Annotated in this window: 17 protein-coding genes; 1 reads left to right on the top strand and 16 read right to left on the bottom strand. The window is 45.4% G+C overall.

What is annotated here, in order from left to right; translation table 11 throughout:
* Positions 1–9 precede the first annotated feature (9 nt).
* The 14 genes from murD to ACX6CI_RS12065 all read right to left on the bottom strand — a co-directional run bounded on the left by murD (position 10) and on the right by ACX6CI_RS12065 (position 15891).
* Complete coding sequence (murD, locus tag ACX6CI_RS12000) at positions 10–1371, bottom strand: UDP-N-acetylmuramoyl-L-alanine--D-glutamate ligase (protein ID WP_458778398.1); 1362 nt, start codon at positions 1369–1371, stop codon at positions 10–12.
* A complete protein-coding gene (gene mraY, locus ACX6CI_RS12005) occupies positions 1371–2450 on the bottom strand; it encodes a phospho-N-acetylmuramoyl-pentapeptide-transferase (protein WP_458778399.1) in 1080 nt (359 codons plus the stop codon). The genes murD and mraY overlap by 1 nt, the downstream gene beginning before the upstream one ends.
* Positions 2451–2529: 79 nt before the next feature.
* Positions 2530–5580: a UDP-N-acetylmuramoyl-L-alanyl-D-glutamate--2,6-diaminopimelate ligase gene (locus ACX6CI_RS12010; RefSeq protein ID WP_458778400.1), complete on the bottom strand. Its 3051-nt coding sequence runs from the start codon at positions 5578–5580 to the stop codon at positions 2530–2532.
* A gap of 45 nt (positions 5581–5625) precedes the next feature.
* Positions 5626–7494, bottom strand: coding sequence for a PASTA domain-containing protein (locus ACX6CI_RS12015; RefSeq protein ID WP_458778401.1), 1869 nt, complete (start codon positions 7492–7494; stop codon positions 5626–5628).
* An 8-nt stretch (positions 7495–7502) separates the two neighbouring features.
* Positions 7503–7703: a hypothetical protein gene (locus tag ACX6CI_RS12020; protein WP_458778402.1), complete on the bottom strand. Its 201-nt coding sequence runs from the start codon at positions 7701–7703 to the stop codon at positions 7503–7505.
* Between the two features lie 218 nt (positions 7704–7921).
* Positions 7922–8815 (bottom strand): 16S rRNA (cytosine(1402)-N(4))-methyltransferase RsmH, encoded by an 894-nt coding sequence (gene rsmH, locus ACX6CI_RS12025; protein ID WP_458778403.1) that lies wholly within the window; start codon positions 8813–8815, stop codon positions 7922–7924.
* Positions 8815–9306, bottom strand: coding sequence for a division/cell wall cluster transcriptional repressor MraZ (locus tag ACX6CI_RS12030; RefSeq protein ID WP_458778404.1), 492 nt, complete (start codon positions 9304–9306; stop codon positions 8815–8817). Before ACX6CI_RS12030 ends, rsmH begins: the two co-directional genes overlap by 1 nt.
* Positions 9307–9721: 415 nt before the next feature.
* Positions 9722–10552, bottom strand: coding sequence for a 3-methyl-2-oxobutanoate hydroxymethyltransferase (panB, locus tag ACX6CI_RS12035; protein ID WP_458778405.1), 831 nt, complete (start codon positions 10550–10552; stop codon positions 9722–9724).
* Between the two features lie 118 nt (positions 10553–10670).
* Positions 10671–11726: a Holliday junction branch migration DNA helicase RuvB gene (ruvB, locus tag ACX6CI_RS12040; RefSeq protein WP_458778406.1), complete on the bottom strand. Its 1056-nt coding sequence runs from the start codon at positions 11724–11726 to the stop codon at positions 10671–10673.
* Positions 11723–12346 (bottom strand): Holliday junction branch migration protein RuvA, encoded by a 624-nt coding sequence (gene ruvA / locus ACX6CI_RS12045; protein WP_458778407.1) that lies wholly within the window; start codon positions 12344–12346, stop codon positions 11723–11725. Before ruvA ends, ruvB begins: the two co-directional genes overlap by 4 nt.
* Before the next feature lie 6 nt (positions 12347–12352).
* Positions 12353–12826 carry a crossover junction endodeoxyribonuclease RuvC gene (ruvC, locus tag ACX6CI_RS12050; protein ID WP_458778408.1) on the bottom strand — a complete coding sequence of 158 codons (474 nt, stop codon included), beginning with the start codon at positions 12824–12826 and terminating at the stop codon, positions 12353–12355.
* Positions 12827–12831: 5 nt separating this feature from the next.
* Complete coding sequence (locus ACX6CI_RS12055) at positions 12832–13584, bottom strand: YebC/PmpR family DNA-binding transcriptional regulator (protein ID WP_458778409.1); 753 nt, start codon at positions 13582–13584, stop codon at positions 12832–12834.
* 137 nt (positions 13585–13721) lie between these two features.
* Entirely contained in the window at positions 13722–14324 is a 603-nt protein-coding gene (locus ACX6CI_RS12060; RefSeq protein ID WP_458778410.1) for an SAM-dependent methyltransferase, read from the bottom strand.
* A gap of 70 nt (positions 14325–14394) precedes the next feature.
* A complete protein-coding gene (locus tag ACX6CI_RS12065) occupies positions 14395–15891 on the bottom strand; it encodes a CCA tRNA nucleotidyltransferase (RefSeq protein WP_458778411.1) in 1497 nt (498 codons plus the stop codon).
* A 147-nt stretch (positions 15892–16038) separates the two neighbouring features.
* Between ACX6CI_RS12065 and ACX6CI_RS12070 the strand changes: the two genes are divergently transcribed.
* Entirely contained in the window at positions 16039–16998 is a 960-nt protein-coding gene (locus ACX6CI_RS12070) for a tRNA-dihydrouridine synthase (RefSeq protein ID WP_458778412.1), read from the top strand.
* 46 nt (positions 16999–17044) lie between these two features.
* Here ACX6CI_RS12070 and ACX6CI_RS12075 read toward each other — a convergent pair whose 3' ends face one another.
* Both ACX6CI_RS12075 and recN read right to left on the bottom strand, forming a co-directional pair.
* Entirely contained in the window at positions 17045–18091 is a 1047-nt protein-coding gene (locus tag ACX6CI_RS12075; RefSeq protein WP_458778413.1) for a thiamine biosynthesis protein, read from the bottom strand.
* Positions 18088–19776, bottom strand: a complete 1689-nt coding sequence (gene recN / locus ACX6CI_RS12080; RefSeq protein WP_458778414.1) for a DNA repair protein RecN — start codon at positions 19774–19776, stop codon at positions 18088–18090. The genes ACX6CI_RS12075 and recN overlap by 4 nt, the downstream gene beginning before the upstream one ends.
* Positions 19777–19804: the final 28 nt, after the last annotated feature.

Here is a 19804-nt window from a genome sequence, read left to right on the forward strand (position 1 = left end):
TTCACCTATCTAATCTGAAAGATCCAGTACAATTTTTTTAAAAACATCGCCTCTATTGCCATAACTCGTAAACATATCAAAACTTGCACACGCCGGAGACAATAACACTGTATCTTTTGGTCTTGCAGCCTGAGACGCCTTTGAAACTGCATCCTCCATACTTGAGGCTGGTATACAATTAGTCACGTCACCAAGACTTTCTTTAAGCTTTGTCGCCGCCTCGCCTATAAGCACCAGCGTATGAACCTTTTCCTCAACGCTTTTTCGAAGTACGGAATAATCCTCGCCCTTACCCCGACCTCCTGCGATGAGAATCACCCCTTTGGGCATTTCCTGCAGGGCACCGACAACAGCACCTGTATTTGTGGCTTTGGAATCATTGATAAAAGTGACATCATTTTTCTTTGCAACAACCTCTAACCTGTGTGGAAGTCCCTTGAACTGCCGAAAGCCCGTAGCAATTTCGCGGCCAGTGAGACCCATTTCCTTGAGTGCTGCATATGCAGCCGCAAGGTTATAACCTGTAAAACCTATGTCTCTACATAATCCATGGGCAAATTCTTCAGCGACATTTTCACCTTTGCGGGTTAAGAACGATGTATCAGTAATGCATAAATTGTTCATATCCCCCCTGCCAAAGGTTAATATTTGCGCACCTGCGATGGGTAAAATACTTCGGCACAAATGATCGTCCCCGTTCACCACAGCAAGGCTATTTTCTCCCATGTTAGAAAAAATCCGGCCCTTAGCTTCTGCGTAATTTTCGATGGTTCCATGGCGATCCAGATGATCCGGACTAATGTTGAGGAGTACCGCAACATCTGCTGCAAAATCGCCACTGCTCTCCAATTGAAAACTGGAAACCTCCACCACCACCACATCATACTCTTTAGGGGAGAGACAATACTCATACAAAGGTGTCCCTATATTTCCACCGACAAAAACCCTTCTCCCATATAAGGATAGAACCTCACCAATCAGTGACGTTACAGTGGTTTTACCATTAGTCCCGGTCACCGCAACTATGGGGACCTCTATCTCACCTGCCACAACTGCAAGCTCACCCGCTATCTGTACCCCTGTTGTTTCAAGTGAGACAAAAATTTCCTTTCGAAGGTCAATCCCCGGACTAGGTAACAAGACCTTACACGTACTGCAAAAATCAAGGGTATGCCCACCTGCCTCCCACGCAACGCCGGTTGCATCGAGAAACTCACCCTCTTCTGCTAAAAATCTTTCATTGTCCCGGGCATCAGAAACTCGTACCTGTGCCCCTTGTGCCAGGCAATATTTCACAGCAGCCCGGCCGGTGACACCAAGGCCCATGACACATACAGTCTGACCTGGATATATAAGTTTCTTTTCTTCCATTAACGTAATTTCAGTGTTGCAAGAGCTAAAAGCCCGAGGATTATTGATACTATCCAGAATCTGACGACCACCTTAGATTCATGCCACCCCTTCTTTTCAAAATGATGGTGAAAAGGGGCCATTAGAAATATCCGTTTTCCCTTCGTCCACTTAAAATATCCAACCTGCAAAATAACCGACACCACCTCCATAACAAAGACACCGCCAACAATTGCCAGAAGGAACTCCTGTTTAATAATAATGGCAACCCCACCTATGGCACCTCCAAGGGCAAGGGAACCTACATCTCCCATGAACATCTGAGCAGGAAAGGCGTTAAACCATAAAAAGCCGAGACAGGCCCCAAAGATTGTACCGCAGAATATTGCAAGCTCACCGCTACCTGCGACATAAGGGATCTGCAGATAGTCAGAAAGAACTATGTTTCCCGCAAGGTATGAAAAAATCAAATATACAGTAGTCGTAACTATGGTAGGCCCCGCCGCCAAACCATCTAAACCATCAGTCAGGTTGACAGCATTTGAGGCCCCAACAATGACAATAATTGCAAAAATCACATAAAAAAACCCAAGGTCCGGCCTGAAATCTTTTAAAAATGGCAGACTCAAATGACCATCAAAGCCCGGATGCAGATAAATAAACATCCCGACAACAGAAGCACCTGCCACCTGTAAAATAAGCTTTCCTTTCGCGCTCAGTCCATCCGAATTTTTCTTTTTGATCTTTTTAATATCATCGATTGAACCGATACAACCATAGAACAGAGTAACAAAGAGACTCAACCAGACCAGGGAGTTATCCCATCTTGCCCATAAGACTGTACCAATAGCGATAGCTGAGAGTATCAGCAAACCACCCATGGTTGGGACGCCCTGCTTTGCAAGATGGGTCTCGGGGCCATCATCTCTTACCACCTGACCAATCTGAAACCTACGCATCGTGCGTATGAATAATGGTCCCAGCAGAAGAACAATAATAAAGGCAGTAACCGCCCCACCAATGGTCCGAAAGGTAATATAGCGGAAAACATTAAGACCGCTCAGGCTCGTATGTAATGGATAGAGAAAATGATACAACATAGTCTGTTACTTTTACCTGTTTCGTTTAGTTATCGATTTTTCCACATTGTTTATGGGGTGTATAAAAAAATATAGTGTACTACCGAAAACATTCAACCATGGTTTCAAAACGTAAGCCACGGGATGCCTTAAAGAGTACGAGATCATGACTCCCCAGATTACCCTGAGTCACCTGATCTTTCAGATACTTCTCGACGTCTTCTTTTGTTTCAGCCATCATTATATTATTTGTATCTGCACCACCGTCCAGCATCCCTTTTATAATATCTGAACTCCACTCGCCAAGACAAATGACAAAATCAAGGCGTAAAGCTGCCGCGATGCGACCAATTTCATAGTGTGCCCGGCTGGAATCATCGCCGAGTTCCAGCATGTCACCTATTACCGCCAATTTTTTTGCCGGTCCAATGTCAGCCAGGGCCCGGAGTCCTGCCTCCATTGATGCGGGATTTGCATTATAGGTGTCATTGAGGATCTGAAAACCACATTTTGACGAGAATAGTTCCATCCTCTTATCCGGTGCTCTAAAATCTGCCAGACCAAGGGCTATTTCATCCAGAGAACATCCTGCCGCAATCGTAGTGGCTGCCGCACATAGTGCATTTACAACATTATGTTCACCAGCTATATAGAGATGTATCTCCTGGCTTGCCTCATTATGATGCAGGGAAAATGTAATAACACCGCCATCCAGCATCTTAATATCGGTTGCAAACACATCAGGCGTCACCCCCCTGTTTAAGCAAGTATGGCCAAAGGTAATCTTTTTCTGTGCATATTTTTCTGCCCTCGCTGCAACACGAGAATCATCAAGATTCACGATAAGTGTACCAGAAGGTTTTGTTGTCTTATACAGTTCTTCCTTCGCATCAGCCACCCCTTCAATGGAGTGCAAGCCCAGTAAATGCGCCCCGTGTATGTTAGTGATGCAACTGATATCAGGGTCTGCTATTTCAGCAAGGCGTTCAATCTCACCTGGAACATTCATCCCCATCTCAAGTACAGCAACTTTCTGGTGAACCCCAATGGGTAGTAACGACAAGGGTAAACCAATAAGATTATTATAGTTACCCTCGGTCTTTAACACTGCATTTTCGGGGAAATGTTCCCCTTCCGGGAATTTTCTCTTTACAATTGCTGCAATCATTTCTTTGACTGTCGTCTTACCACAGCTTCCAGTAAGCCCAATCACAGTCTGTTTAAATTCCTGCCCCAACCGTTTTCTGCGAAATGCTGCAAGATCTCCGAGAGCCCGCAGAGTATCTTTTACTACAATTTGACAAGCAACAGAATCAATAGAATCCAGCCTGCGACTTACAACAAGGCAGCGGGCCCCATTTTCCACAGCCTGACCAGCAAAGGCATGGGCATCATGATTTTCACCTTCTAAGGCCACAAAAATGCCATCATCAGTAGACAATCGGCTATCTGTCACAACCTCACCTAGAAAATTCTCCATGGGCCTCGCGTCGGTACACTCGCCACCTGTTGCCATGGCAACCATCGGAACACTCCAGGAACAGAGGGCATCTTGTGCCTGCATCCGATCATCGAAGAATTTTTTTCCATGTATCGTAAGCTGATACGGCTCATGTCCCTTGCCGGCGATAACTACAATATCACCCTTTTGACTATTTTTTATTGCAGCAAAAATCGCCTCGTGCCTGTCACGGATAACAACGCAGCCCTTATCACCCTTATTTCTGAATGTTAGCCATTCAGCATCATGGGTCACATGTCCCGCCTCAGTAACACCTTCGACCACCTGAGCAACAATTTTCCCAGGATCTTCTGTTCTTGGATTGTCATCGGTTACAAGACTCACATCACAGAGCGTAGCTCCAATCCTACCCATAACAGCTCGCTTACCGGAATCCCTGTCTCCACCGCAACCAAAGACACCATATAGTTCCCTGTGGGGTAGTTCTTTTGCAGTGGACAGGACCTTTTCAAGAGCATCCGGTGTATGGGCATAATCTACAAATACTGTGGGACCACAATCCCCCCATCCCTCAACTGTAATTCGTTGCAGACGCCCAGGAGCACCTGTGGTTGAAGACACTCCTGCCAGAATATCTTTCTCCTCAAGACCAAGAGCAACACAGAGCCCCATAGAAGTGAGAAGATTATCCACATTATAGTCGCCAACAAGCAAACTACTTGTAGCAACCAGCTTGCCCACGCAATCGACTTCAAGATTTGTTTTGTTAAGATCTGAGATGTGTTGTATCAACCTTATATCGGCGCCTTCCCTTGCTCCCCAGCTTAAGACAGACACCCCAGCCTGCTTGCAGCAATCATAGAGTTCAGCGACATGGCCTCCCACGTCATCACTCCCTTTCACCTGGGGTAATATAGCCGTTGCACCTGGCATGAGATGACGTACGAACAGACTTTTTTTAGCACTAAAATAGTCATTCATCCCCTGGTGATAATCCAAGTGATCTCTTGAGAGGTTTGTAAAAGCCGCTGCTTGAAATGTAAGCGAACCAACCCTTGATTGAGCAAGGGCATGGGAAGATACTTCCATAATGACATAGTCTACGCCATTATCTGCCATTTCCCTGAGTACCCCCTGAAGAGAATACGCCTCGGGGGTAGTAAACCGGGTCGGTAAAAACGTAGTTTCACCTGCGCTTGTGGTATATCGATTATTCACCGTACCGATAACACCTACACTTTTACCCGCCTCTTTGAAGATATCCTCAACGATATAAGTGACTGTAGTTTTACCGTTGGTTCCGGTAACCGCAGCCAAGGTGAGTTCTCTTGCAGGATTATTGAAATAATTAGCTGCAATTATGGCATACGCTTCATATGTGTTATCAGCCTCAACGAAAACCACTTCCGGATGTTGTTCAGCTAAGCTCTTAAGCCGACCGGTTCCACCAACAACAGCAGTAGCCCCACTACTGATCGCACTCGTCACAAAATTATGACCGTCGACACCAACACCTTCAAGAGCAATAAACAAGGTCTTTGACGTTACCTCACGGGAATCAGACGTGATATGACTGACATGTGCTTTTGCCAAATCACTTTCCCCGGCATTCATCAAGCCAATACACTCCACGCCTTCTAGAAGTGATGATATGGATCGCTCATTTTTCTTTGCTGTCATCAGTGTCATTACCTATCAACCACCCAAAGAGTCTATCCCCTTATTATTGGTGAGTTAGTTAGCCTTATCCTCGGTGAATTTTTCAAACTTTAAATCTTCATGCCGCTCTAAAATCAATCTACACTCCATGTCCTGCTTCAATGGTGTACCCGGTTTGGGGATTTGTTTCACAATCCGCCCCGTTCCTTCAATTTTAATTTCAACAGGGGAACCTTCAAGTAATCTAAGTCCTTTTCTTAAACTTAAACCGATAAGATCGGGCATTGCACCAGGGATAGAGGTGATATGTTTAACCTCTTTATTCCACTCAGAAGAGGTACTGTCATCCTTACCTTGAAAATTTCCTATATCCATATGTTCGGGTTCAACTACATCTGCAATGGTCGCCGAAATTTGCTGCAATACAGAAATCCGTTCCATCTTGTCATCGAGAATATCTTCGATGAGCCTGCCTTTCTGTTCTCTTTTCTCTACACCTCCAGGATCTCGGTATACCACAACGAGCATATTAAGCTCATGGCTATCGGCTGGAATTGTAACAAATGTTAAGTCTACAACCGAGAGCTGTTGATTGCCTCCAGTAGATTCTGAAGCAAGCAACACATTATCACGCAGAAAATAAGAAGATGAGTCTTTTTGTACCGCCATTGCCTCAAACAGCGCTCTCACCTCAGCACTTGGCTTATGGGGAAAGGTTTCGACAAACGGTTCGTCTGGGACCATTCCTTCCAGTGGCACTTCCTGCCCACTTTCAATATCAATAATTTTTTTTACAACAAAAGGAGAACGTTCACTCACGCCATTTAAAAGCACCGAGTATGCAGCAAGCAGTCCCATTGGAGTTGTTATTTCTGGGATAAGCCCAAAAGAGACGTTTTTCGCCCCAACTCTATTCATTTTCTTCTGTATCTTTCCAGTGGATGTCTTAGTGGCGAAAAAATCTGTTCTCGACTGATCACCAAGTTTCAGCCACTCCCACAGTTGCAACTGAGTACCAATTCTCCCCACCCCACCTTGTACGCTCCACGGTAACGAACGTAAGTTTTCTGTCGTTTTGTCATAGACAAAAGCACTATCACGGAGCAATACACGAAACGCATCTGGAAGGAAAATAGGGCTAAAGAATATATTTTCAATTGCCCGCTGGGTGTATTTGGTAAAACTATTTGGATCAAAGCCGGGATATTGCGCGCCACCAATAAGTTCACCTGTTCCACTTTCAATCACATAGGCGGCAACCTTATGGGCCTTTTCATTTTGCTCAATATCTACAACAAGATCTTCTAATATTCTTTGGATTTTAAGGTCAATGGTAAGGACAAGATCCTGTGTATTGCTGAGCGGTTTTTGCTCTTTTTGTTGCTGAGTTTTTCGCGTGGCCAGTAGGCGGTCGTAATAAAATTCAACCCCCGACAAACCTATACCATCTTCCACATAGCCGATCAGATGTGCTGCCTGATCCCCATTGGGATAATATCTTTTTTCTTCTTTTTGCAGGTGGATTCCAGGCAGATCAAGATCATTTATAGCCTTCTCCTGCTCCTGACTTATATCTTCAGCCACCCACAGGCGAAGTACCCCACTCTCAAGCTGGCCTTTTAATTTATCAAGATCAATGCCTAAGATGGAGGCCAGTGATGCTGCGGTATCCGCGATTGATTCTATTTCTCGGGTTCTTACATAGACAGCGACCCGCTCCATGGTAACGGCGAGTTGCTTCAGATTTCTATCGTAAATGCCTCCTCGATCGAGGGCATTTTCAGCAAACTTCTTTTTTGCCTGGGTGAACATCCCAAAAAGCTGAGACGACAAATTATAATGTTGTTCACACTGGTACAAAAAAACACAAAGCAACCCGACGATGATGAAAAGCTTTCGGTTCTTTCTTTTCTTCCTAACCTTAAGCCGAGACTGCTTGGTCATAGCAACCGCTATCGATAGACGAAAGTGCCGTACTGGCGATTAAACAAGCCAACCTGACCTCTCTTCACCTCAACTAGCCCCAGCTTATCCGCTGCAAGCTGTTTAACACTTGCATCGGATGCAATAACGGCCTTTTTCGTAAGCAGTTCTACGTTTATAGAATCGAGCGTCTGATTCGCCTCAGTCACCTGGATGATGGAATGATTCATGGAGCTAATCGCTGAACTACACATGACGTTGAGTATCAGTAATACCGGCAGTAGCCAAATAACGATTTTCCCAATCTGCTTCCATTCAGACAACTGAAGTGATAATTGATTAACTCTCCGGGGTCGTACATGCTGGCGAACACCATATTTCGCGGTTGGACGAGTATATGAGCCTATGCTGTTATAATTGTTCATGCTTCCCCCCTCTCTTTGTTTAGCTATTTCTTCTCAGCTACCCTTAACCTCGCGCTGCGTGAACGCGGATTAGCGGCAATTTCCTCTTCAGTTGGCATAACCGGTTTAGAGGTCAGCACAACCAGCGAGTCGTTGTTTCTAAATTTTCTTTTTACGATCCGGTCTTCAAGCGAGTGAAATGAAATCACACAAAATCTAGCGCCGGGCTTGAGGTATTTCACCCCGTCATCTAAAATTTTCCCCAGATTTTCAAGCTCAGTGTTAACGGCAATACGCAGGGCCTGGAACACCTTTGTTGCTACATGGATTCTTTTAGGGTGAAATCTCTTTGGTACTGCTCGTGCTACTACTCCAACCAACTGCTTAGTTGTTTCAATCCTGCTGTTCTTTCTCTCGGCTACAATCGCTGCTGCAATGGGCCTTGCCTGACGTTCCTCACCATAGTAGAAGAAGATATCCGCCAACTGCTCCTCAGTTGCAGTGTGTAAAATGGAAGCTGCGGTTGTCTCTCCACGATTATCCATTCTCATATCAAGTGCTTCGTCCACCTGAAAGCTAAAGCCCCGATTCCCCATATCAAGCTGCAAGGATGAAAGGCCTACATCGATCATCATGCCATCAACCTGGGCTATCTTTGCACTATCAAGGCCAGAGGCAATCTCTGCAAAGTTGCGACGAATTATCTGCAGTCGATCTGCAAAAGGCATTAATCTCTCTGTTGCCTTTTCGATGGCATTTTCGTCCCAGTCAAAAGCAACTACACGGCCTTCTGGAGACGATAGCTGTAATATTTTTTCTGTATGACCACCCAACCCCATAGTGCCATCCACATAGATCTTGCCACTCTCAGGACAGAGAAAGTCCATACACTCATGGAGCAGTACAGATGTGTGTATTTTTCCAGCAGGATGAGTCATTAGAGTATTCCTAATTGCGCAAGCTTAGCCTTGTGATCATCAAATTCGTTTCTGGTGGTATCTGTCTCAGCATCCCATGCCGATTTGTCCCAGATTTCAACCCAGTCCAACATTCCTGTCAAAACCACATCTTTTGTAAGATTCACATCTGCTCTAAGAGCAGGCGCCAAACGGATTCTTCCCTGCTTATCAAGGGTGCATTCAGTCACGCCACCAACAACGTATCGAACAAAGCTGCCAAGTTCTCCGCCATTGGTGAGTAGTGTTGTTTCCAAAATCTCCCATTGGGCAATGGGATAAGCTCTAAGATGGTCTTTCCACGGGGCAATCATCAGGACGTCAGAACCCAGAGAACGCAACACATCACGGAATCGACTAGGGAAGTTCAATCTCCCTTTTGAGTCGAGAACGTGCTCTGTTTTGCTTCGGAATCTTGCCTGCGCCATGCCACCCCGCCTCACTACTTTAAACCACTCTTCCCCACTTTGCACCACTGTACCCCTTTTTCTATCTTAGTTATGGACAATGTGTCAAGGAAAAAATAGGCGTAACTTCAACAGGATACTCACCACAGCTCGAAACCACAGAAATACAACATATTGTGCACACCACCAACAACACAACACAACATAGTGGGTTTCAGCTTAAAAAACTGGAATTAATGCCTAGCTTGAAAAAACCTTATTAAAACGGACTATCCCTGTATTTTCAGTACATTCGAGACAAACAAAGAAACATAGACTTTGCCCTATATTTTTTTCATGGGGTGCAAAGTGGGGCAGCTGACCACCCACTTTAAACCACAAAAGGCGAACTGAATGAAATTCAGTTCGCCTTTTATTGTTCTTTTGGGTGCACGACAGCTGCACACACTCAGAAATTTGTCAAATACAAAGCACTACATACTTATGTCTCCAAAAGAGAGTCGTAGTCTGTTTCACTTGTAAAACTATGTTCAGCCGCCGGGTATGATCCATCCTTCACTTCTTTTTCATACTGCTTAATACCATCTTTTATAGGAGATGAAAGATCTGCAAATTTTTTAACAAACTTAGGAGTGAATTTATCAAACATACCAAGCAGGTCATGGGTTACAAGAACCTGACCGTCACAACCACTTCCCGCCCCGATCCCCACAGTCGGCATATCAAGTGATGAAGTAATCACCTGAGCAAGCTTGTCAGGCACACACTCCAGGACAATACTAAAGGCTCCTGCCGCCTCCAGCCCTTTGGCCTCAGCAAGCATTCTTTTGGCATCCTCCAGACCCTTTCCCTGCACCTTGTATCCACCAAGCTGGCTCGCTGTCTGAGGAGTCAGACCGATATGGGCCATAACCGGAATTCCAGCGCTTACCAGAGCCTCAACCACACCGCACATACTGAGCCCCCCTTCAAGCTTTACAGCATCACAATCGGCCTCTTTTAAAAAGCGAATAGCATTGTTAATTGCATCCCTTGTTCCGGTCTGATAAGAGCCATAGGGCATGTCCCCCACCACAAAACTTTGAGGGGCTCCACGGCGCACAGCTTTTGCATGATGCAACATCTCGTCCATGGTCACCGGAACAGTGGAATCATAGCCAAGCATTACCATCCCGAGTGAATCACCCACCAACAACATATCTACCTCACATCCCTCAAGTATTCGAGACATCGAAGCATCATATGCAGTCAGCATGGTAATTTTCTCTCCACGTACCTTCATTGAGCGAATATCTGAAAGTGTTTTCCGCATGACTCCCCCGCGTACGTATTCACGTACCGTAGAAATTTAGATTTTAAGTTATTACCCTGCAGGAAACACAATACCAATCTCCTGCAACACACAACAAAAAAGAGACGATTCTAACCGCCTACTCGTCAAACAGTGACTGCTGCACAGCCAACTGACGAGGTACTTTTCTTTTAAAATGCTCGTAGGCAACGGTGGTTGCAACCCGGCCTCTGGGAGTTCGTTTAATAAACCCTGACTGAATTAAAAATGGTTCATACACATCTTCCAGGGTATTTTTTTCTTCACATACTACCGTGGCCAGGGTCTCAAGCCCAATAGGGCCGCCTTCAAACTTATCAATAATGGTGAGCATGATCCGACGATCCATATCATCAAGACCGTACTTATCTACACCAAGCATAATAAGGGCATCATTTGCCACCTGCTTATTCACCACCTCATGACCACCAACTTCAGCAAAATCCCGAACACGTCTGAGTAATCTGTTAGCAATTCTTGGAGTTCCCCTCGACCTGCGCCCCAGCTCCAGCGCCCCACTATCATCAATCTTCATGCCCAGAATCAGACCAGAACGTTGCACGATGGTAACCAGCTCTTCAGGTGAGTAAAACTCAAGACGCAGCACAACACCAAAACGATCACGCAGGGGTGGAGTCAACAAACCAGTACGGGTCGTAGCACCCACAAGTGTAAACTTAGGCAGATCCATCTTAACAGAACGTGCACCAGGCCCCTGACCAATGATCAGATCAAGCTGATAATCTTCCATGGCGGGATACAACACCTCTTCCACAGCGTGGTTAAGGCGATGAATTTCATCTATAAAAAGGACATCACCCTCCTGAAGAGAGGTGAGAATGGCTGCCAGGTCCCCCTGCTTCTCAATAACAGGACCGGAAGTTACTTTTATACCGGCCCCCATCTCCTGAGCTATAATGTAAGAGAGTGTGGTCTTACCAAGACCTGGAAACCCATGAAACAGAACGTGATCAAGAGGTTCCCCTCGCCCGCGGGCTGCCTGTATGAAAATAGATAGACTCTTTCGAACCTGTTCCTGGCCTATATATTCATCAAGGCTCTTGGGTCTCAGGGAATTATCATTTGAAGTTTCCCGCACCTGAACATCAGGGCTAACGAGTCTGTCATCACCGTTAATATCTTCTTCAATATTCATGCAAGTGACCTCAGGGTCATGCGAATAAGGTCTTCAACCGTAAGTTGTGCAAATTCGTCGTCACCCACCTGTTTTTTCACAGCGGCAAGGGCGGATTGGGCAACACCGTCAGCATAACCAAGATTTGACAGAGCAGAAACAGCATCAGCAAGTTCAGACCCAGCCGTTACAGCTAAGGCGGCAGGAACGTCTGAATTAGTCCCTGTACCATGGGCCAAATGACTCACCTTTTCTTTGAGATCAACACAGATACGTTCGGCAGTCTTTTTTCCAACCCCGGGAAGACTTGTTAATCTCTTGATGTCACCAGCACCAATAGCCTGGCAGATATCTGGGACCCTGAGGCCTGAAAGCATTGCAAGAGCCAGTTTTGGCCCTATCCCGGATACCGTTTTCAAGATGAGGAAAAGTTCTTTTTCTTCTTCTTCTAAAAAACCGTACAGGGTAATGGCGTCTTCTCTAACGTTGGTGTGAATAAATAGAAAAACAGATTCATTTTTTTCAGGCATGCGAGCGATGGCATCGGTTGTGACAATGGCTTCATACCCCACACCACCCACATCGATTACTGCACGATCGATGGTTTTATATAATATATTTCCGCTTAAGGTGGCTATCATAATTGCTCACAAGTTGAGTTGATTCGCATGACATATTGCCACTGCAAGGCCATCAGCCGCATCTGTACTTGGAGTGCCTGAAAGCCCAAGTAAGAGTCGAACCATGTGCTGCATCTGGCCCTTATCCGCCTGACCATAGCCACTCACAGCCTGCTTAATCGTTCTTGGGGTGTAATCATACACCTGTAAACCATTTTGTATGGCAGCCACAACAGCAGCACCTCGGGCCTGACCTAGTTTTAATGCCGAGCGGGGATTTTCAGCTAAAAAAACATCTTCCACAGCAGCAACCACGGGGTTATGCACCTGCACAACCTCATTAAGGCCGTCAAAGATTTCACCCAGCCTATGGTTGAGCGGATATTTAACAGTGGTCTTAATCACACCGCAGGCGACAAAGCGCAATCGCCCTCTATCCGCATCTATAACTCCATATCCAGTAATTCTGCTACCTGGATCTACCCCTAGAATTCGATCCACTGAGTTTACTGCGACAGAACTTCCATGAGCTCATCATCGATATCAAAATTTGAGAACACATTTTGAACATCGTCATGATCTTCTAGACTATCCATAAGCTTCATGAGAGATTTACCAACGTTTTCCTCGGTCACATCAACAGTGTTTTTAGGTATCATGGAAACTGTCGCCTCTAGAAAAGTTATGCCGGCCGCCTCAAGAGCGCCCCGCACATCTTCAAAATCTTCAGGTGCGGTATGGATATGAAATTCAGTTTCCTCTTCGATGACATCATCGGCACCCGCTTCAAGGGCCTTGTCCATCATCTCTTCTTCACTGATACCTTCTTTATCTACCAGAATCAGACCTTTTTTCTCGAACATCCAGGAAACACAGCCTGACTCACCAAGGTTACCGTTACTCTTGGCAAAGTAGTGACGAACATCAGCTACAGTTCTATTACGATTATCAGTCAGACATTCCACGAGCACAGCAACACCACCGGGACCATACCCTTCGTACATGATCTCATCGTACACTTCTCCAGCAATCTCCCCTGTACCCTTCTTAATGGCTCTGGCGATATTGTCTTTTGGCATATTCTCAGATTTAGCACCGGCAATGGCAGAGCGAAGACGCGGGTTACCCTCAGGATCGCCTCCACCACTGCGGGCAGCAACGGTAATCTCCTTAATCAGACGGGTAAAAATTTTACCACGCTTTGCATCATTGGCGCCTTTCTTTCTCTTAATTGTTGACCACTTAGAATGTCCCGACATATATCACACCCATTTTTTATTTTTTATTCGTATAACAACTACTACCTATATTTTGCATATCCAGTACGTAGCGAAGACTCCGGGTAGGGAGACTCCAAAATTTTCAGTTGCAAATTTAGGCACTATTTTTGTACGTATTAAGAACGTTTCTTAAAATCCATAGCCAGCAGAAAAACTTCGCGGCTCTCTACTCGTGAACTCTTTGGTTTCAAAACCTTTACCATTGCAAACCGTTTCTTGACATCTTCAACAAATTTGGGAAAATCTTCTCCCTGAAACACTTTGCAAAGATAGTGTCCTTTATTGAGTAACAATTCCTCTGCAAGAGCCATTGTGTGTTGAACAAGAATCAGTGATTTCTGAGCATCTGTCCATCTGCACCCGGTTGTCTTCGGCGCAAGATCAGAAATCAAAGCCTTAAATGAAGGTCTGAATTTCCGAACAGCGGGTATAAGTTCAGGTTCCAATATATCCTGACACAACCAGTGAATCGGAGCACCATCAGGCCTTTCAGTCTGATCTGCCTGATTGAGATCCACTCCCACAACTATCCCTTTTGGTCCAACAACTTCAGAAGCAAACAAAGACCAACTCCCCGGATAACAGCCCAAATCCAGCACGCTGTCCCCACGTTTAAGGAACTTATACTTCTGCTGAACCTCTTCCAACTTATATACGGACCGAGCCGGGTATTTATCTTTTTTTGCTTTTTTCGAATAGTAATCGTTTATTTTACGCACGTTTTAGTCCATTTGTTTTTCTTTGACAAGACGAAAACCGGGATATTCCAGCCTGGCATATTCATCCATTTTACTCGTCTACAGCTTCCTGCTCCAGAAACTGCGTGATCCATTCGAGGGCCTGTCCCCTGTCTACGACGGCTCCCTCCACCCTTGCCAGCTCAAGCTCGGCCATGATATGACCGAACTCAGGGCCTGGAGTGAGACCAAATTTTTCAATAAGATCGTGGCCCGTAACAAGTTTTGGTCCCTTGACCACAGGCTCTATGGTCTCTTCATATATTTTTTGTACCACAGTAAAAAGTTCGACCAGCTCAGCCTCCATCTCCTCCGGCTTTTTTTCCCCTTCACTGGCAAGACTATCTGCCATTGCGAGCAAGAACAAGCCAGCAATATTATCTCCGGCCCGCTGACTGAGTTTAAGAGCTGCCTTTGCTGACAACATTTCAACTCGTTGCACATTGCAGAGATGAAATGGGTGCATATGCATTGCAATCAAACCGCCTACCAACTCGCTATCTACCTGGCTCCATTTTGATTTCTTGGCGTACTTGGTGAAAATTGTTTTTCCCACCTCATCATGACCATAAAAGGTAACCCGTCCATCTTTATCTTCCCGGACGGCACGGGTTTCAGGTTTACCCACATCGTGCATAAGTGCTGCCCACTTCAAGCCACGAACCACAGCGGGGTTAGCAAGATATCTATCAAACAGTTTTCCATGCTCCGGATAATATTTTCTGGGGTCCGCAATGATTATTTCCATCATCTTCAAGGCAAGAAAACTATGACCCAAAACGTCAAGATGATGAAACTCTGGTTGCTCGACTCCATCAGCCTCATACAATTCCGGAAGAAGGTAGACCAGTAATCCATCTTCAGCCATCTGCGAAAGAGTTACTGCGGTGCGGTTCGATTCAAAAATATATTGCAGCTCGTGGCAGACACGTTCTGCTGCAACACTTGTAATTCGCTTCGCCTCCTCGGCAACCTCTTTTCTGGTTTCAGTGCTGAGTTCAAAACCAAACACTGCAGAAAGCCTATAGCCGCGCAGAAGCCGTACCGGATCATTCACAAATGATCTGGGTAAATTACGTACAATTCCATGTAATAAATCGTGTTCGCCACCTGTTGGGTCGATTAAGACCTGCTTGCCACCATCATAAAGAGATGCATAGTCAATTGCCATGGCATTTACTGTAAAATCTCTTAGATGTAAATCTTCTTCAATCGTGTTAACCCCGCCTCTAAAAGAAGAAAAGTCGACCTGTTCCCCCTTACACACTACCCTGACAGCAGCCTCAGCCCCCTGCGCGAGTGGCACAACAGTTCCTGTACCAAACTCTTTCACAAGCATATCCGCACATTCATAGGGATCTATGCCCACTGAAAGATCGAGATCATTGGATGCTATTCCAAGCAGGTAATCCCGGACCGTTCCGCCAACTGTATAGAGTGGCTGATCAATCTTTTGTGCAACCCGTAAGAGTGCATCTAAAAGCCGTGGAGAATAGTTTTCCCCTAGCAGTTCTCCAGGTGATTGTGTATGTAATTCGCGATCAGACATGCTAGTGCCAATTTTCTAAAATTGCCTAAATAGTTCACTGAGACGTATGGCTACCCATTGACGTACCCTATAGTAGCCACTATAACCAGAAACTGGCAAGGATACCACAACACAGTAGCTTAAACAGGACCTCAATAAACAAGCAACATGGAAACGACATCTCCCAGCACACCATTTATCTATCTCGCCCCAATTCGAGGTCTTACAGACGCCCTGTTCAGAGAGGTACTATTTTCTCATTTTAACGGTTTTGACGCAGCAGTTGCACCCTTTATAAACCCTCAGGGTGCTTCATCCTATGACGATAAGATGTTACGAGATGTGCTTCCAGAAAATAACAAGGGTGTAGAGATCATCCCCCAACTCCTTAACACAAAACCGGAACATTTTCTTATCTTAGCCAGGCGCCTTACTGATCTTGGTTACACCCATCTCAACTGGAACCTCGGTTGTCCAGCCCCGATGATTGCCAAGAAAAAACGAGGCTCTGGTCTCTTGCCCTATCCGGATGAGATCATTGACCTGCTTGAGTATGTCATCCCAAGACTTGAAATCGAACTCTCGATTAAAACCCGCCTTGGTTACTTTAATGTATCAGAAACAGAAAATCTGCTCCCAAGACTCAATGATTTTCCGCTCAAAGAAATCATCATTCACACCCGCCTGGGCAAACAACTCTACAAGGGAACAACCGACCCCAAAGGCTTTCAGCGATGCCTGGAGATCAGTGACCACACACTGACCTATAACGGGGATATAAATGACCTTGGAATTTACTCATCGCTTAACAAGAGATTCCCAAACACGAACAGATGGATGCTCGGAAGGGGCGCCCTTGGCAACCCACTTATAGCAGAAGAGATTAAAGGGTTAAGCAGAGATAGTGACGCAGAAAAAGTCCTACGCCTCAAGAATTTTCATGATGAATTACTACAACGCTATGGGGTTCGACTCTCAGGACCTAGTCATATACTTGGCCGGATGAAACAACTCTGGGCACAGATGATCAGATCCTTTCCCGGTAAAGAGAAACTTCTCAAAAAGATCTTGAAAACCAGAACGTTAGAAAACTATCAGGCCGCTGTCGATCAGGTTTTTTCTGAGTAGACCATACAATAAGCTTCAGCTCCGGGTTTACCAGAGCTGAAACAGGTTATTCTAGAACCCAGGCCCTATATTCGTCACCTTCCATGGGAAGAACATTCAGAACACTCTTCTCTCCGGCCAGCCAGCAGGTCACATCTCTTGCAACCAGGCCCTCTTTATATTTTCTGCCATAGCGCACAACAAGGGATGCTGCAATAGTCAAATCTCTTTTCTTCGCAGTTTCATCCGTATACTGGTCAACCTTCTTCAAAAGAGCGCTGGGACCGGGCCAGTCTTCCATACGCATCAAGGCATCTTCTGGTTGTCCAAGCTGCTCTATACGCTCATTGTCCTTCTCATCTCTACCAAGAATCAACCAGCCGCCACCGGGCAGCAATAACTGTCTTCCAACAAGCAGTACCCGAACATCAAGCACAGATACCTGCGCTGCCTCTAGAATTGACTGATCGGAGTACAATTGTTTGATTCGCCTACTGAGTATAGGGTCGGCCAGGACACAGCCTCCCGCAGGAGTTGGATAGTCAATGATTCCATATTCCTTTGCAAGGGCAATTTGGGCTGAACGCCCCCTGCCACTCATCTTCATAAGCTTACTGCGATCCACCCAACCTTGAATTTCTGGTTCTGTTTCCTTCATTAACTGGGCACAAAGGGGACGAAGCAATAGAGACCGTGTTTGCGAATCTCTTTCAATCACATTCATGGTGTCCCGTCGTTGGGACATTGGCCGCTGGCCTATCACCTCACCCGAGATAAGAAATGATGCTCCACATTCATCAAGTAAGGCCTTAGCTCTTTTAAACATCATTATCTTGCAGTCGATACAGGGGTTAAAATTCTTACCAAACCCATGGTCGGGATTATGCAACAGTCTCAGATACCCTTCACTAATGTCTTCCACACGAACATTGATCCCATATTTTTCGAGCATCAACGCCTTATGGGCTTCTACATCCTGCAAAATATCATAGTTAAAAAAAGGTGTTACAAACTGTACAGCCAATACTTCAATATCTTGAGCCATCACAAGTCGTGTGGCCAGGATAGAATCAAGCCCCCCTGAGAACAGAGAGAGCGCTTTTATATTTTTCAACAGACTTCAACTCCTTTACTTAGTAAATCTTTCGCCCATGCCTGGGTCTGCTCTGTGGCGGAATCCCCCGCCAACATCCGTACTATTTCTGAGACTCGTGCCTCTTCAGATAACTTAAGCACCTTAGTCTGGGTTCGCCCTTCCTGTACACCCTTTGCAACCTGAAAATGAATATTTCCTCTTGCCGCAATCTGGGGCAGATGGGTTATACAAAACACCTGATGATGACTTGCAAGTTCCTGAATTTTCCGGGCAACAGCTTCTGCAGCCTCGCCACCAATGCCTGAATCCACCTCATCAAAGATAACCGTTTCAACCATATCTTTTTTAGCAAGGAGACACTTCATTGCCAGCATGAGCCGCGACAGCTCACCGCCTGATGCTATCTTTGCAAGGGGCTTGGGTGATTCACCAAGATTGGCAGAAAAATGAAATTCTCCCTTATCCCAGCCCGTGGCTCGGATATTTTCCGGAACCTGCGTAACCTCTGCCCAGTTAACCTTAAAGCTCGGGCTGTCAAAAGCAAGAGAGGTGAGCTCAGCAACCATGGCCTTTTCAAGTTGAGCAGCTGTCTTTTTTCGATTTTTCGAAAGCCTGTCAGCACTCTTGCACATCTTTTTTTCAAGGGAGTCGACTTCAAGTTCAAGGGCGGTGATCTCCTTTTCCATATTCTCAAGCTGTTGTAACTCAGCCTCACCACTTTCTGCAAACTCAAGGATCTTTTCTATTGAATCTCCAAATTTTCTTTTAAACTGTTGCAACAGATCAAGACGCTCATTCACCTGATCAAGACGATATGGGTCAGTTTCAAGATTATCCTTATAAGCGCGTAACTCCCCAACATAGTCTTCAGCCATAAAGGTAAAACTACTGATCTCTTCAGCAAGTTTGGCAGCACTTTCATCAAGCTCCGCCAACTGGGTCACATTTTGTCTAAGCGCAGACATCCCATCCATTAGATCATAGGAGAGGAGCTTATAGCTGGACTGACTCAGATTAATAAGCAACTGTGAATTTTTAAGTCGTTTCTTCTCTGCAGCAAGGGTCTCATCTTCTCCAAACTCAAAACCCGCTTCACGAATCTCTTCCACCTGAAACTTTAAAAAATCCTGTCGCTGCTCTTTTTCTCTTTCTCTGCGTTTTAAGGCGTCCAGCTCATCTCGTTTGAGAACCCATTGTTCGAATTGCCCCTTCAATATACTCCGATCCTGCAGAAGATCCCCTATGGTATCAAGATAATCAATATGCAAGGAGGATTGGAGGAGCTGTTGATGGTCATGCTGGCTTGCAACATTAAGGAGTTCCTGGGTGAGACTTGCGACCATTTTGGCTGTGGCAAAGTAGCCATTAACATAAAACCTGCTTCTGCCAGCAGCACTTAAAATTCTTTTAATCACCAGAGAAGGCTCAGAACCAAATCCTCCATCTGAAAGCTTTGACAGAAGATGATGATGCTCTGGTTTGATCTCAAAAAGAGCCTCAACCTCGCAGTTATCCTCACCGCTACGCACCCAATCAGCAGATGTTCGTCCACCTGAGAGTAGATGAATTGCACGGAGCATTATCGATTTTCCAGCACCAGTTTCCCCGGTCATGACAACAAGCCCGCCTTCACTATTTTGATCAAAAGAAAGGTTCAGAGACTCAATCAGCGCAAGGTTTTTTACACGTAATTCACAAAGCATCAGTTCATTTTCAGTAAGTTATAAAAAG

The organism is Desulforhopalus glucosivorans, assembly GCF_054397165.1.

Excerpts from the sequence above, each read along its gene's own strand:
- ACX6CI_RS12020 (WP_458778402.1), bottom strand. The coding sequence starts at position 7,703 with ATGAATCATTCCATCATCCAGGTGACTGAGGCGAATCAGACGCTCGAT.
- ACX6CI_RS12065 (WP_458778411.1), bottom strand. The coding sequence starts at position 15,891 with ATGTCTGATCGCGAATTACATACACAATCACCTGGAGAACTGCTAGGG.
- ruvB (WP_458778406.1), bottom strand. The coding sequence starts at position 11,726 with ATGAATATTGAAGAAGATATTAACGGTGATGACAGACTCGTTAGCCCT.
- ACX6CI_RS12070 (WP_458778412.1), top strand. The coding sequence starts at position 16,039 with ATGGAAACGACATCTCCCAGCACACCATTTATCTATCTCGCCCCAATT.
- mraY (WP_458778399.1), bottom strand. The coding sequence starts at position 2,450 with ATGTTGTATCATTTTCTCTATCCATTACATACGAGCCTGAGCGGTCTT.
- murD (WP_458778398.1), bottom strand. The coding sequence starts at position 1,371 with ATGGAAGAAAAGAAACTTATATATCCAGGTCAGACTGTATGTGTCATG.
- recN (WP_458778414.1), bottom strand. The coding sequence starts at position 19,776 with ATGCTTTGTGAATTACGTGTAAAAAACCTTGCGCTGATTGAGTCTCTG.
- rsmH (WP_458778403.1), bottom strand. The coding sequence starts at position 8,815 with ATGACTCATCCTGCTGGAAAAATACACACATCTGTACTGCTCCATGAG.
- panB (WP_458778405.1), bottom strand. The coding sequence starts at position 10,552 with ATGCGGAAAACACTTTCAGATATTCGCTCAATGAAGGTACGTGGAGAG.
- ruvA (WP_458778407.1), bottom strand. The coding sequence starts at position 12,346 with ATGATAGCCACCTTAAGCGGAAATATATTATATAAAACCATCGATCGT.
- ACX6CI_RS12015 (WP_458778401.1), bottom strand. The coding sequence starts at position 7,494 with ATGACCAAGCAGTCTCGGCTTAAGGTTAGGAAGAAAAGAAAGAACCGA.
- ACX6CI_RS12055 (WP_458778409.1), bottom strand. The coding sequence starts at position 13,584 with ATGTCGGGACATTCTAAGTGGTCAACAATTAAGAGAAAGAAAGGCGCC.
- ACX6CI_RS12010 (WP_458778400.1), bottom strand. The coding sequence starts at position 5,580 with ATGACACTGATGACAGCAAAGAAAAATGAGCGATCCATATCATCACTT.